General features: G+C 57.1%; 12 protein-coding genes. 10 read left to right on the plus strand and 2 right to left on the minus strand.

All coding sequences use genetic code 11. From position 1 onward, the window contains the following. Positions 1 to 80: 80 nt before the first annotated feature. The 9 genes from cpaB to COA55_RS02505 all read left to right on the plus strand — a co-directional run bounded on the left by cpaB (position 81) and on the right by COA55_RS02505 (position 9,309). On the plus strand, positions 81 to 977 hold the full coding sequence (gene cpaB / locus COA55_RS02465; RefSeq protein WP_290500462.1) for a Flp pilus assembly protein CpaB: 897 nt from the start codon (positions 81 to 83) through the stop codon (positions 975 to 977). Next, complete coding sequence (locus COA55_RS02470) at positions 967 to 2,193, plus strand: pilus assembly protein N-terminal domain-containing protein (protein ID WP_290500464.1); 1,227 nt, start codon at positions 967 to 969, stop codon at positions 2,191 to 2,193. The genes cpaB and COA55_RS02470 overlap by 11 nt, the downstream gene beginning before the upstream one ends. A gap of 9 nt (positions 2,194 to 2,202) precedes the next feature. Next, the gene (locus COA55_RS02475; RefSeq protein WP_290500465.1) at positions 2,203 to 3,360 is read left to right on the plus strand and encodes a hypothetical protein; all 1,158 of its coding nucleotides are present in this window, start codon (positions 2,203 to 2,205) and stop codon (positions 3,358 to 3,360) included. Positions 3,361 to 3,491: 131 nt separating this feature from the next. Further along, positions 3,492 to 4,664: a CpaF family protein gene (locus tag COA55_RS02480; RefSeq protein ID WP_290500467.1), complete on the plus strand. Its 1,173-nt coding sequence runs from the start codon at positions 3,492 to 3,494 to the stop codon at positions 4,662 to 4,664. Beyond that, positions 4,664 to 5,587 carry a type II secretion system F family protein gene (locus COA55_RS02485; protein WP_290500469.1) on the plus strand — a complete coding sequence of 308 codons (924 nt, stop codon included), beginning with the start codon at positions 4,664 to 4,666 and terminating at the stop codon, positions 5,585 to 5,587. The genes COA55_RS02480 and COA55_RS02485 overlap by 1 nt, the downstream gene beginning before the upstream one ends. Further along, positions 5,580 to 6,446: a type II secretion system F family protein gene (locus tag COA55_RS02490; RefSeq protein WP_290500470.1), complete on the plus strand. Its 867-nt coding sequence runs from the start codon at positions 5,580 to 5,582 to the stop codon at positions 6,444 to 6,446. Before COA55_RS02485 ends, COA55_RS02490 begins: the two co-directional genes overlap by 8 nt. A 26-nt stretch (positions 6,447 to 6,472) precedes the next feature. Continuing rightward, positions 6,473 to 7,150 carry a tetratricopeptide repeat protein gene (locus COA55_RS02495; protein WP_290500471.1) on the plus strand — a complete coding sequence of 226 codons (678 nt, stop codon included), beginning with the start codon at positions 6,473 to 6,475 and terminating at the stop codon, positions 7,148 to 7,150. 2 nt (positions 7,151 to 7,152) lie between these two features. Beyond that, positions 7,153 to 7,434, plus strand: a complete 282-nt coding sequence (locus COA55_RS02500; RefSeq protein WP_290500472.1) for a hypothetical protein — start codon at positions 7,153 to 7,155, stop codon at positions 7,432 to 7,434. 201 nt (positions 7,435 to 7,635) lie between these two features. After that, complete coding sequence (locus COA55_RS02505; RefSeq protein ID WP_290500474.1) at positions 7,636 to 9,309, plus strand: pilus assembly protein TadG-related protein; 1,674 nt, start codon at positions 7,636 to 7,638, stop codon at positions 9,307 to 9,309. Between the two features lie 140 nt (positions 9,310 to 9,449). Here COA55_RS02505 and COA55_RS02510 read toward each other — a convergent pair whose 3' ends face one another. Beyond that, positions 9,450 to 10,643 carry an acyl-CoA desaturase gene (locus tag COA55_RS02510; RefSeq protein ID WP_290500476.1) on the minus strand — a complete coding sequence of 398 codons (1,194 nt, stop codon included), beginning with the start codon at positions 10,641 to 10,643 and terminating at the stop codon, positions 9,450 to 9,452. A 145-nt stretch (positions 10,644 to 10,788) separates the two neighbouring features. Continuing rightward, positions 10,789 to 12,765 (minus strand): hydantoinase/oxoprolinase family protein, encoded by a 1,977-nt coding sequence (locus COA55_RS02515; RefSeq protein WP_290500477.1) that lies wholly within the window; start codon positions 12,763 to 12,765, stop codon positions 10,789 to 10,791. 160 nt (positions 12,766 to 12,925) lie between these two features. On the opposite strand from COA55_RS02515, the gene COA55_RS02520 reads away from it, so the two are divergent. Next, positions 12,926 to 13,612, plus strand: a complete 687-nt coding sequence (locus COA55_RS02520) for an IS1595 family transposase (RefSeq protein ID WP_290500478.1) — start codon at positions 12,926 to 12,928, stop codon at positions 13,610 to 13,612. Positions 13,613 to 13,638: the final 26 nt, after the last annotated feature.

A 13,638-nucleotide genomic window follows, 5' to 3' on the forward strand; every position in this document is an offset into this window, starting at 1 on the left:
ACCTGGCCATGTAAAAAGAACAAAACCTGCAGAGAGAAATACGCTGCGGGCTGCAACAACACCAAACCAAGGAGAGGTCCATGGGGGCTCGTTGGCTCTACATGCTGCCGGCGCTAATTCTTAGCGTCGTGGCGGTCATTCTGGCGTTGATTGGTCTGGCCCGGGATCCGGCACCCCCGGAAGGGGGCGCATCGGGTATGGTGATGCAAGTCACCGAAGAACAGATCGAAGAGGCGCTCAAGCATTCCTACTGGGTGGCCACCCGTGAATTGAATATCGGTGACACCATCACCGAAGACGACTTTCGTAAAGTCGGGGTGTCAGTCCCGCTGGCAGCTGCGGTGGATGCCGACACCGTGATCACGGACAAGTTGTTGCGACGCAATGTGCGCGAAGGCGAAATTCTTGCCAAATCCCATCTTGAAGCCAGCAACCGCCTTGCCCAGGCCGTGCCTGCCGGGTTTCGTGCCTTTGCCGTGGCGATTGATAACACCTCCGCCGTGGGCGGGCTGCTTGAGCCGGGTGACCTGGTGGATGTGCTGGCCCATTTCCGTAAAGGCCAGGACGAAGCGCCCACCGCCCTGATTCTGCTCAATGGTATCGAAGTGCTGGCGGTAAAAGGGCGTTTGCAGGATGCCCCCACCGAGGAAGGCGAGCAGCGTAGCCGTAACCGTAACAGCACCGCCGTGCTGGCCATTCCCCGTGAAGATTTGCCCCGTTTGCTACTGGCCGACAGCAATGGCGAGCTGCGCTTGGCTATGGCCGGCGAAGCCCGTGATCATGATGAAGCCGAGGGTGACGAGGAAGGCAGTGACAAGGTGGCGAAAAAAGAGCAAGACAAGGATGCCATCAGCCTCACTACCAAGCTCGACACTCTGTTCCCGCAGAAGCGTCAGCCGGTTCGGCGTGCCGCACCCAAAGGCGACAAAGTGGAAGTTTATGAAGGATCAACATCAAGGAGCACCTATGTACACTGAAGGAACGGAGTTGGTGTCGGCGGGTTTGGCAAAGCGAGCCAGGCACAAAGGCCGAGAGGCGTCAGGTTGGCAGCAGTTGATCCCCGGTTCCCTGGTGTTGTGGCTGGCGGTGGCGTTGTTGTCGCTGCTGACGGTTCCAATGCTGGCTGGTGCCGAAGAGTCCATGGAAAAAGTGCTGCGTATGGCGCCGGGAGACCAGCGCGTGCTGACGTTCCCTGGGCGGGTCACCAAGGTGGCAACGTCTGATCCAGACGTTGCAGCAGTGGCTGTCAGCGCGTCCAGCGAACTGCTGCTCACAGCCAAGACAGAGGGTGCGTCGGTGTTGTCGGTCTGGCTGAGTGGCATGGATCAGCCCATGCGCAGCACCGTAGTGATCGCGGCGACGGCGGGGAACGCGTTGCCGTTTGGGACCCAGGTACAGACCGATATTCGCATTCTCGAAGTCAGCCGCAGTGAGCTGAATGCATTCGGTTTTGAATACTCGAACATCTTTGATGGTGGCAACACGGAGGCGGGTATCGTGTCTCCCGGTGGTGCGTCAGGCGTTGATGGATTCAATCTGTTCCGCTTTGGTAAAAATTCCACCACCATTATCAGTGCGCTGGAAAGTGGGGGCTTTGCCTACACGCTCGCGGAGCCTTCCCTGACCGCATTGAGTGGCCAGACTGCGTCTTTTCTTTCCGGGGGTGAATTCCCGGTGCCTACCCGTAGCAACAACGACAGTATCCAGATTGAGTTCAAGAACTTTGGGGTCGGTCTGGCCCTCACCCCCACGGTAATCGACGAGAACCAGATCATTCTCAAGGTGGCGCCGGAAGTGAGCGAGCTGGATTTTTCTTCCGGTGTGCAAACCGGGGGCGTGTCGGTCCCGGGCCTGCGCGTTCGCCGCTCGGAAACCACCGTCTCCATGGCGCCTGGTGAAACTTTCATTATTAGCGGCCTGGTTAGCCGTAATACGGTGAATAACAGTGACCGCATACCGGGGCTGGGCAACTTGCCGGTTCTCGGCGCGTTCTTCCGTTCCGGGCGAATTGAACGAGAAGACAAAGAGCTGGTGATGGTGGTGACGCCCCATCTTGTGTCTCCCAAGTCTTCTACCATGCCACCGGGGACGCTGCCGGGCGCGGGATACCACGATAGCAGCACGGGGTGGCTGGACATGATGACCGAAACCCGCCGAGGTTCGCAGTCTGTCCGCCATGGGCTGAGCTGGTAGGGGGCGGTCATGATTGAAGAAAGTTTGCTGGCGGTAGTGGAAGAGTCGGGCACCGAGACGTGGCTGGATCAAGCGTTACAGGATGTGGGGCGTCTGGAAAAGGTGAGCCGTGCGGACCTGGGGCGGGTGCTGCGTTTGCTGGAAGCTACCAGCGCCGGGGTGGCACTGGTGGAAGTGTCCGAGACTGATGCGGATCAGGCAATGGCGGTCATCACTGCGTTAAGCAATGCCCGGCCTTGGGTTACCGTGGTCGCTCTGTGTCGCCTGGTGGACCAGGACACCCTGCTGCAATGCATGCGTGCAGGCGCGCGTGATTGCGTGGTGGTCGGTAGTGATGCGGCGGAATTGCGTGACCGTCTTCGCCGCCATCAATTGGTTCGCCCTGCTCATTGGGAAGAGGAACTGCATTCCCAGCGGCGCAATCTTGTGCTGGTGGCGGGGGTGGATCGCCGCGTTGATACGGCATTTCTTACCCAGAACCTGGCGGCGGCGCTGTCAGAATCGAATGCGGCCAGCCGAATTCTGGCGATTGATGTGGCCAGCCGAAATGATCAGATTTTTCATCTGGATGGACACAATAGTTTTGATCTTGGCCAGCTTCTTTCCAGCCCGGATACGCTGGACCAGACATTGATTGATAATGCTCTGGAGGAGTTTCGTCCCGGTTTGCGCTTGTTGGCAGGCGGAGAAGGGGGGGATTTCCTCGGAGACCGAGGTGCGGATTTGTTTATTGCGCTTTCCCGGTTGATGAACATGTTCGACTTGATTGTGTTGAATGTGGGCAGCGAACAACACTCTGCCTGGGTGAAATCCATCGGGGTACATGTGAAGGATTTGCTGGTAGCGGCGAACCCGGAAGTCGTGCAATTGCGTTCTGTGCGAGAACATGTTGGCGATTGGCGTCCGCACCTGCCTTCAGGAAGCCATGTACACCTGGTTCTGGATGGCCACGAATCCGCGCTCCCTCCCAGCGTTGATGAAATCGCTGAAAGCACAGGGTTGGATGTGGCAGCAGCGTTGCCCATGGATTGGAAGAGTCGTCTGGAAGCGATCAACCTGGGGATGCCGATGCAGGAAAGTGCGGCAAAAAGCCCGTACAGCAAAAAAATTCGTGCATTGGCGGCGGCGTTGCTGGGTGTAGAACAGAAACAGAAAAAGCGGGCATGAAAAACCGTTGAGCGCGAAAAATAGCGTAGGGCGGAAATTGGCGCTAGCCAATTTCCGCCGTGGCAGGGAAAAGGGCGGTAGCGATTTTCTACGGAAATGCCCGCCCTACGGGAAACCAGAAAGGACGCATTGTGGCCGGACGTATCGACGAAGAATATCAGCAGCTCAAGGCGCATACCCATCAGCGAGTAGTCGACAAGCTGGATGAAGATGGTATCGAGGTGGCGAAAAGTAATCGCAACCGTATCAATGATGCCATTACCCGTGCGGTGCATCAGCATATCGCCGAGCGGCGTATTCCCCTGTCTACGCAGGATTTGAGTCAGTTGGCCCGTGATATGATTGACGAGGTAACCGGTTTCGGGCCGCTGGAACCCCTGCTTCGTGATAGCCGCATCAATGATGTGTTGGTGAATGGTCCGGAAAACGTGTTCGTGGAAATCTCGGGTGTGTTGCAGAGGGCCCAGGCGCGTTTTGTCGATGATGCCCATGTGGTGAGGGTGATTCGCCGTATTCTGGCCCCGCTTGGCCGTCGCCTTGATGAGGCCAGCCCCATGGTGGATGCCCGCTTGCCGGACGGTTCCCGGGTCAATGCCATTATTCCGCCGTTGGCACTGGATGGCCCTTCTATTTCTATTCGGAAATTCAACCGTCATCACCTGAGCGCGGAAGAGCTGATCCGCAGCGGCTCAATGACCGAAGAATGTCTGCAGGTAATGATCAATGCGGTGCAGAGCCGCCGAAACATTCTGGTCAGCGGTGGCACAGGCACCGGTAAAACCACCATGCTGAACCTGATCAGCCAGTATATTCCCGGTAACGAGCGGATTCTCACCATTGAGGATTCTGCGGAACTGGTCTTGAACCACCAACATGTGGTTAGGCTGGAAACGCGGCCTGCCAATACCGAAGGGAAAGGGCGTATCTCCGCCAGAGAACTGGTGGTGAATGCGCTGCGTATGCGGCCTGACCGAATCATCCTGGGTGAGGTACGGTCCAGCGAAATTATCGAATTATTGCAAGCCATGAACACCGGCCACGAAGGCTCAATGAGCACCATCCACGCCAACGGCACCCGGGATGCCCTGGTGCGTATTGAAACGCTGTTGGCGGTGAGTGGCTATGAAGCCAGTGAGCAGGCGATTGGCCGATTGATTGGCTCGGCACTGGACATGATTATTCAACTGGTTCGCTTGCCGGATGGCCGCCGGCAAGTGAGCGAAGTGGTTGCGCTGACGCCTACAGAGAATGAGGCGTATCACCTGGAATATCTGTACAGAAGCAAAGAGGGGGTGAGTGCGTAATGGACGCAGATACCCTGTTAACCGCAGCGCGAAACCTGGCCATTCTGGCCGTGTTGCTGCTGATTGGTCAGTGGTGGTTGTTGCGTGTGCGTGCTCGGCAAGCAGAAAAGCAACATGTGAATGCCCGGCTGAATCGTAAAGCGGTTGAGGTTTCGCCGGTGGAGCGGGATGTCAAATTGGTTGGTGGGCGCTTTGAGCGGTTGCAACTGAAAGCGGGTTTGGAGCTGGGCCAGTCTACTCTGCTGTTACTGGCGATTGGTGTGGTGGCGGCGGCCTTGCTGGTGCTGGTGCTGGTTGGCGTTTTGTTTGCCCTTTTGGTGCCGGCGGTGGCGGTGTTGCTGGCCGTGCTTTACTGGAATCTACGTTATCAGCGCCGCCGCCGTACGGTATTTGAAAGCCTCCCAGGGGCCATCGATGATGTTATCCGGGGCGTGGACGCAGGACGATCATTGGAGCAAGCGTTGGTGGACTCTTTCAATGATGCTGCCCCAGTGTTCGAGCCGCTTGCCTTCCGCTTGCGCAGCGCGGTAGAGGCTGGGCGGGATTATACCTGGCTAATGGATGATTTCGCCAAGCTGTACAAGGTTCCGCCGCTGGTGTTCGTGGCTGTCGCGTTACGGACATCCGGCAGGTTTGGTAGCTCCATTCGCCCTGTTCTCAAGAAGGTTTCTCAGTCATTACGTTCCCAGCAGGAAATGCGCAGGGAGTTCATGGCGGCCACAGCGGAAACCCGTTTTACGGCGGTGGCTTTTGCCATCCTGCCTATGGGAATTGGTGCCGGATTGATTGCCATGAACGAGAGCTTCCGTGATGTTTTGCTGGGAACAGAGACTGGGCACAAGATGTTGGCGGTCTCTATTGGTCTGATCGTGGTGGGAACAATGATTATTTTCCGCATGGTGCAGGGGGTGGGCCGTGGCTAGTTACCTGCTCGCCTTGTTGTTTGCTGTTGTCGCATGCTGGTTAGCGTTGGTGCAGGCAGGACGCTGGGAGCAGCGTCGCCGGGTATTGGAGCGTTTGAATCAGCGCGGCGCCAGCGCGGAACCCGAGGCTCGAAATGTGGTGATGGAGGGGATTTCATCACGACTTACTGCATCCCCCTTTATGCGCGATGACTATAAGGAAGTGTTTAAGGCGCTGAGAATAACGGGGCGGGAACCGGAAAAAATCCAAGGTATTTATCTGCTGGCATGCTGGCTACTCCCGGTCATGTTGCTATTGCTGGGGGCATTGTTGGCTGGCTTTCTGGGTGCGATGGCGTTGGGTGTCATCGGCTTTATCGGCTCCAGGCGCTATATCCGTAGTTTGGCAGGGAAAGCCTGTTATCAGCAAAATCTGGAAGCCATCGAGTTGGCACAGATGCTGGCCATGCTGCTGGAGGCGGGTCTAACCATTGAGCGGGGCTTCCGCGTTGCCGCGCTACAGGCAAGGCCGTTGATTCCAGGGCTGGCTTTTCGTCTGGACCGTTTCAATCGCCTGATGGAAAGTGGCGCGGATCGCAGCGCGGCGCTGGATGATATTGGCGAAGGGAAAGATATTCCTGTCCTTCATAGCCTGACCCGTTTGCTGAAACAGAGCGGGGCGTTGGGCGGTGCGATCACCGAAAGTATCGAGCAATTGATTAATGAGGCTTTGGATGTGGAAAGAAGCCGGGTGAAAGAGCAGGTGAACAGGGTTGGTGCAAAAATGACAGTGATCATGATGGTATTCATGATGCCAGCGCTATTTATCATCATTGGTGGTCCAGCGGGGATCAATATTGTGCAGGCGTTAACTCGCTAGTTCGGGATTGGAAGCAGGAGCAAGACATGGAATGGAAAAAATCAGGGATCATGGTGAGTATGGCGCTGATGTTGGGCGCTTGTGCACACCGGACGCCGGCGCCGGTGACTGCGGATGTTGCCTCGTTCAATCCCAAGGTGCGTTGTTCAGCGGATGTGGATCCTGAGCATCGGGTCGTGCTGGAAATGGTGGATACTCTGATGGCCAGGGGCAAAAACCATGCGGCACTGGCTCACCTCCAGGAGAGTGTGCAGAGCAACCAGGAATACTGGCAGCGTTATGGGCAGTTACTGGCAAAAAACGGAGATTTACAACGTGCCTCTCTGGTTTTTACCGCCATGCGTGACAAATGTGAAAGCGGCGAAGCGTTTCACGGTTTGGGCATGATCGCGTTGAAACAAAACAACCTGGATAAGGCGCTGGGTGATTTTGAAACGGCGGTAAACCTGTCTCCCGCCTCCGCAGCGGTGCGTAATGACTATGGATACGCGTTGTTGTTGGCTGGCCAGTATGACAACGCACAATATCATCTGCGTACGGCCTTGGAATTGCAAAATGGTAACGGCCAATCACGGCAGAACCTGGCTGTCGCCTATTTGTTGGGCCATAACCAGGCTGGCCTGGAGCTGTTGCAGGAAACCTACCATTTCACGGATGACGAGCTGGCCTACGCCAAAAAACTGGCCGGGCAGATGGAGAAATAACCATGAAAAAGTGGATGATTGCAGGTGCCGCCTTGATGCTGAGCGGCCTGGTAGTTGCAGATAGCAGTTATGAATTCGGTCTTTCGGAAACGGTTTCCAATCCGCAGCGCGCAACGGTGACGGACTGGTTACTGGAGCAGCAACGAAAAACACCGGTGGCCGAAAGCAGTGAGCTCCCGGCCCAACTGTATGTAGATAGCCAGCGGCGTATTGGTGATACCTTCAAATCCAGTATTCCGGAAAGTTTGCAGGAACGGGCAAACTCACTGAAACAGAACAACTAACGCTATTTGATGCGGCCATGCTCAAAGGAGCATGACCGCCATCATTCTCAAGCGAGGGGCATCATAGCCGCCTGCTATAACAGAATAGACGTTCCTTTTCTCCAGAGAAAAGGAACAGGGAGAGGGTAATCAACTGCCCGGTTGCGATCTTGATCTGGCCATGACTCCCTCCCTCCATTATCAAACAGTGGAGAGGCCACCATGATTTCCTCAACTATAAAACAAAAGCAGCACGGCACTGCCCTGACTTGGGTGGTGTCGCTGTTTTTTATTTTTATGATGGCGGCTTTGGTGGTGGATGGTGCCAGGCTGTATCACGAGAAGCGCCAATTGCAGACCATGGCCAATTCTCTGGCTACCAGAATGGTGGACGAGGGGCAGGCTTGTTTTGGAAGCGAGCTGGCTGTGTTTGATCCAGGGACTGCGCAGAGTGACCTGGATAGCTTTTTCCCTGATAGTGAAGTGACGGTTGCGGCCGCGCAGCGTGTGCTTGTGGAATCAACGATGGGAGAATATGTGGTTTCCTCCGTCAATGGTGATGCAAGGCGTAGCAATGGTGTGGCGATAACCTTGAGCCGCCCAGTGGGCGGCCTCCTTGCGTTTGTAGTAGAAGATGACATGGTGGCGCATGCTGTGGCACGCAAGGAGGTTGTCGCCTCATTATCCATGGAAAGCTTTGCTGCCGATTTGGATACTACCCAGTCGGCTCTTCTTAACGCTGTTTTTTCGGAAATACTCGGGGCTCCTGTTTCGTTGTCTGCGCTTCAGTTTAATGAGCTTGGCAATACGCTGATCGATATAGAGGAGTTGCTATCTGAGTTGGCGGGGGATACACCTCTTCAGGAATTCTTGGGAGATGAAGAGGCAGCGAATGTTGTTGTGAATGCGCTCGGGGTGGTCGGTGGACTTGATGGAGCGAGCAGTGGTTTGCAGCAAATATCATCAACTTTGGTGGGCACAAATGTGGACCTGACTGACATTTTTTCCGGGATTGAGCAATCCAGCATTCCTCCGGGGTCCAAGGTGCCTTTGCTTGGTGTGGTGAATGCCCTGGTGATGAATGTCGGGGCAGCGTTGCCAACCAGTATCGATATTGATTTGCTGGATGAGACGACGATCGTGGGCCCGCTTCTTTCCGGGTTAGGGGTTGAAGTTTTGACACTGACTTTAGAAATCGACCAAGCGCCGGCATCCCTGACCTCAGCTGCCCGTCGTATAGAAGACGAGGATACCGGGGACTGGGGCTGGCCCCGATTGCGGTCGCGAGATATAGGGGCGCAGGTGCACATTGAGGTGGATGCGGGTATTCCCGTGTTGTTGACCCTGGAGGGCGACATTGATCTGGAGCTGAATGTCGCGAGCGGTGAGGCGGAATTGACAGCAGCACGCTGTGCCCAAGGGGGTAATGAAAATGAGGTGGATATACATGTCCGTGGTCGACCGAGTTTGTTGGCGCTAACAGGAAATCTGGATTTGGATGTCAACCTGCTGGGCGTGGGGCTATCCGTATTGGAAGCGGAGGTAGGTGAGAGTGACCCAGGAGAGGGGAGCTGGAATCAGCGGAGCTTCTTTGATGTGGAACTCTTCGACCCGCAACCACAGCCGGCTGTGTCGTTGGGTGGCAGTGATGATGCGGTGAACAATGCCTTGGACGATTTGCTGGACGATACCCAGATAGAACTGTTGGGTATCGATCTTGGCGGGGTGCTATCACCGCTGACGGGATTGCTTAGAGGGATCCTTCAGCCAATTGTAACCGGCGTACTTGAACCTTTGCTTGACGCTCTTGGGTTATCGCTTGGCGAGAGTCGCCTGCAGCTTTTATCTGTGACTCAGAGCATCCATTTAATTGAAGGTATTGAGCCGCCAGACTAACGCCACAGGCGATCGGGTTGCCATGAACGTTTCGTGCGCTGGGTGGCGACGGGCGCTCTGTTGATTCTGATCGGCTCTGCTCATCTTGGCGAGATGAAAAATGTAGTGGCATAGTGAATTTGGCCACCTGATTTTGAGTGTCAGTGTTGCGTGGTAGCAGGCCGATAACGGGTCAGCTGATCGGCGAAATCCTGCAGGGCGGCAATGCCGGACTCGCGGGCATCGTGGTACCACTGCTCCAACGCTTCCACCATTTCTGTCGAATTACGGCTGGTCTGGGACCAGATGTCCTGCAGACGCAGGCGGAACTGGTAGATGGCGTGCAGGGTTTCGTTGCTTTCCGTCAGCTTCTGCAGGCGCTTTTCTTGGCCCGGTTTGATCAGAGTGGTGTCGCGATGGAACAGGGCTCGGGCGCGGGCATAAAGGTCGCGTGTGGCGTCACAGGCGCGAGCCTGTTCCTGCTTGAAGACCGGGGTGATCACGGTTTTGCGGTAATGACGCATAACCTGAAAACGGTGTTGCATGACGCCGCGCAGGGCATCAAGGTCAATTCCGTGGGCACTTTTCTCCAAGGCCGGTTTCGGCGCGACTTTTTTCACCTTGGCCAGTCCCAGTATTTCGAACAGGCGAATCCAGGCCCAGCCGGCATCAAATTCAAAGCGGCGTACGGACAGCTTGGCGGAATTTGGATAGGTGTGGTGATTGTTGTGCAGCTCTTCGCCGCCAATCAGGATGCCCCAGGGCGAAATGTTCCGTGACGCATCGGCGCACTCGAAGTTCCGGTAGCCCCAGTAGTGGCCCAGGCCGTTGATGACGCCAGCGGCGAACAGCGGAATCCAGATCATCTGTACGGCCCACACGGTAATGCCGGCGGCGCCAAACAGCAGCAGGTCGATGACTGCCATCAGGGCAATGCCGCCCATGGGGAAACGGGAATAGACGTTGCGTTCCACCCAGTCGTTCGGGCAGCCAGCACCATACTTCTTCAGGGTCTCTTCGTTTTCCGCTTCTTCGCGGTACAGTTCGGCCCCTTCGCTCAGTACTTTACGAATGCCTTTCACCACCGGGCTGTGCGGGTCCTCTTCGGTCTCGCACTTGGCGTGGTGTTTGCGGTGGATGGCGGTCCACTCCAGGGTGTTCTGGGCGGTGGTGAGCCACAGCCAGAAACGGAAGAAATGCTTGAGCACCGGGTGCATGTCCAGCGCCCGGTGCGCGGAATAGCGGTGCAGGTAGACGGTGACGCTGACAATGGTCACGTGGGTCATGGCCAGGGTGATCAGCACCAGGGCACCGAGACTCGGAGCCAGCAGGCCCTCACTCAGATAATTCAGCATAGATGTCGCACAGTAAAAAGACGGAGCCGCTATTGTGCCCTACCCGGGATGACGGGCATAAGACACTAAATGGGTCAAATTCGGACTTTACGGCCAATCAGGGTCCCAAAGGTGCCTGTTGACTGACGGATGGCTGCTGCGGCCGTTATGCGTTGCGCTGTAACAACAGGTGGCCCTGGGGATCGACGGTGGCATGCCAGTCTGCGGCCAGCCAGGTGGTGCCCACGGCTTCGTAGATCAGGGCGGGCCCGGTGATGCGTTGGCCGGCGCCCAGTGATTCACGGTTATACACGGCCGCCGCTGTGTGCATGCCTGGTAGCGTAATGTGGCGTTCTGCTGACGCGCTCCGGGTATGGCGGTCCGGCTGGGTTGGCGGGTTGCTTTGGGCCTGGCTCTGGACGCGCAGGTTGACCTGCTCAACGGGGAGCCCCAGCTGGTGACCAAAGCGTTGCTGGTGGGCGGTATGGAAGCGGCTTTCCCGGTCGGCCAGCGTGGGGCCCCAGTCAATCTGCAGGACGGAAGATTGCCCCCGGTAGCACATGTCCACGAATACCCGGTGGCGAATCCGGTCTGCGCTGACGCCTTCGGCCATCAGTTCTGTCTGGCCCTGTTGTTGCAGCTGCGCAATACGCTCGTCCAACAGGGATTCGTCCACCTGTGCTGGCAGAGCCTGCAGCATTTCCCGTTTGCGCGGGGCGTAGACCAGCCCCTCGGCGGACAGGACACCTGCCCGTTGCGGCACGATGGCCTGGGTCATGCCCAGGTTGTCGGCCAGCGCGCAGACATGCAGGCCGCCGGCGCCACCGAAGCTCATCAGTGCGAAGTCTGCGGGGTCGAAGCCTTTCTGGATGGAGATCACCCGCAGCGCCTGGGTCATGTGTTCGTTGGCCAGGGCCAGTACCCCGTCGGCGGCTTGCTGGCGCGTCAGGCCCAGGGCTTGGGCGAGCCTGTCCATGGCCTGTTCCGCGGCGGGCACATCCAGCGCCAGTGAGCCACCGAGTGCAAAGTCCGGCTGTAGCCGGCCCAGCACCACATTGGCATCGGTGACGGTGACCTGTTGCCCGCCTTTGCCGTAGCAGGCGGGGCCGGGGTCGGCACCAGCGGATTGCGGGCCCACATGCAGCAGGCCCGCGTCATCCACATAGGCCAGCGAGCCGCCGCCAGCGCCGATGGTGTGCATGTCCACCATGGGAACGGCCACCGGATAGGGGCCAATGTGGCCCTGCTGGGTGAGGCGGATATCGCCATCAAGCAAGGCCACATCGGTGGAGGTGCCGCCCATGTCGAAGGTCATCAGCTGCGGTTGCTGCAGCTGCTGCCCCAGTCGCTGGGCAGCGGCCAGCCCGCCGGCAGGGCCGGACAGCAGCAGGTTGACGGCCAGATCGGCCGCCTGCTGAGAGGCAATGGTGCCACCGTGGGATTGCATGATAGCCAGTGGCGCGGGGGCCGTGGCCTGTTGCAGGCGTTGCAAGTAGTCGGCGACGCGGGGGGCCAGCCAGGCATTCAGCCAGGTGGCCATGCCCCGTTCGTATTCGCCCCGGGTGGGCAGTATCTGGTGTGATGGGCTCACCGCAAAGCCGGCATCACGCAAGGCGTCATTGAGCCGTTGTTCGTGCTCCGGGTTCAGGTAGCTGAACAGCAGGCACAGGGCGATGGATTCCGGGTCCAGCTCGCGGACGGCGCTCAACAGGGTGGCAATGTGACCGTCGGTGAGCGGGGTCACGGGGTGGCCGGCGGCATCCAGCCGTGCCGGGCAGCCGAGCGCGGGCAGCAGGCTGACCGCAGAGGCGTTGCTGGGGGGCGTCAGATTGTAGAGTTCTGGCCGGTTCTGGCGGCCAATGCGGAGAATGTCCTCCAGCCCTTCATTGGTAATCAGCAGTGTGCGGGCGCCCTTGCCTTCCAGGGCCGCGTTGGTGGCCACGGTGGTGCCGTGAACAATGGCTAACTGCCCGCTGGCCATGGCATCACTCAGGCCAAGCTCCGTGATGCCCTGCAGGATGGCGCGTTCCGGGGATGAGGGGGTAGACAGTACTTTGTGGATGCGCGGTTCACCGTCGCCCAGCAGAACAAAATCAGTAAAAGTGCCGCCGGTATCGACGCCGAGCCAGTAAGTGAGAGGCATGAGAGTAAATTAATAATGAATAGTTAATAATGAATAATTGAAAAACGAGTTGCGGAAGCAGTGTAGCCTAAGACATGCATGCTTTTGGATGTTGTGTTGGTTTTCGCTATTAATTATGGGTCTTAGGAAGCAAATCGCATGCTAATATGCATTTGCGCCTATGAATACAGGTAAAAACCGCTACTACAAATTTTCCAAGATCAGTGAGGCCCGATTTCGGCGTCTCCTGAGAGCGTTTGCGATGGATCTGACGGCTTCAGATGCTGCCAGGCTGACCGGTATAAGTCTCCGTTCTGTGAACGCCATTTACCTCAAAATACGAAGGCGGGTCGCTGCATATTGCGAGGAGCAGTCGCCGTATTCTGGTGAGGTCGAACTCGATGAATCCTATTTCGGCCCGAGACGAATCAGAGGGAAGAGAGGCAGAGGTGCAGGCGGCAAGACAATCGTTTTTGGCGTGTTCAAACGCAACGGGCACGTCTACACCGAGATCGTTCCAGACGCCAAGAAAAAGACGCTATTACAAGTGGTTAGAGGCAGAGTGACGCTGGATAGCGTTGTCCATACAGATGGCTGGCGTGCTTATGATGGACTAGTGGATCTCGGCTATGAGAAGCATTACCGGGTCCAGCATGCAGATAACGAATTCGTTGGACAAGGCAGCAACCACATCAATGGCATTGAGTCCTTCTGGGCCTACGCGAAACTGCGACTGAGCCGCTTTAAGGGCTTGCCAAAACACACGTTTTATCTACATTTGAAAGAGACAGAATTCAGGTTCAACAACCGCCGAGAGGATATCTACAAGCGGCTGCTGAAACTGCTCAGGGAGCGTCCAATTGAGTGATTTGCTTCCTAAGACCCTTAATTATT

Source organism: Alcanivorax sp., assembly GCF_002733835.1.
In the GTDB taxonomy this organism is placed as follows: domain Bacteria; phylum Pseudomonadota; class Gammaproteobacteria; order Pseudomonadales; family Alcanivoracaceae; genus Alcanivorax.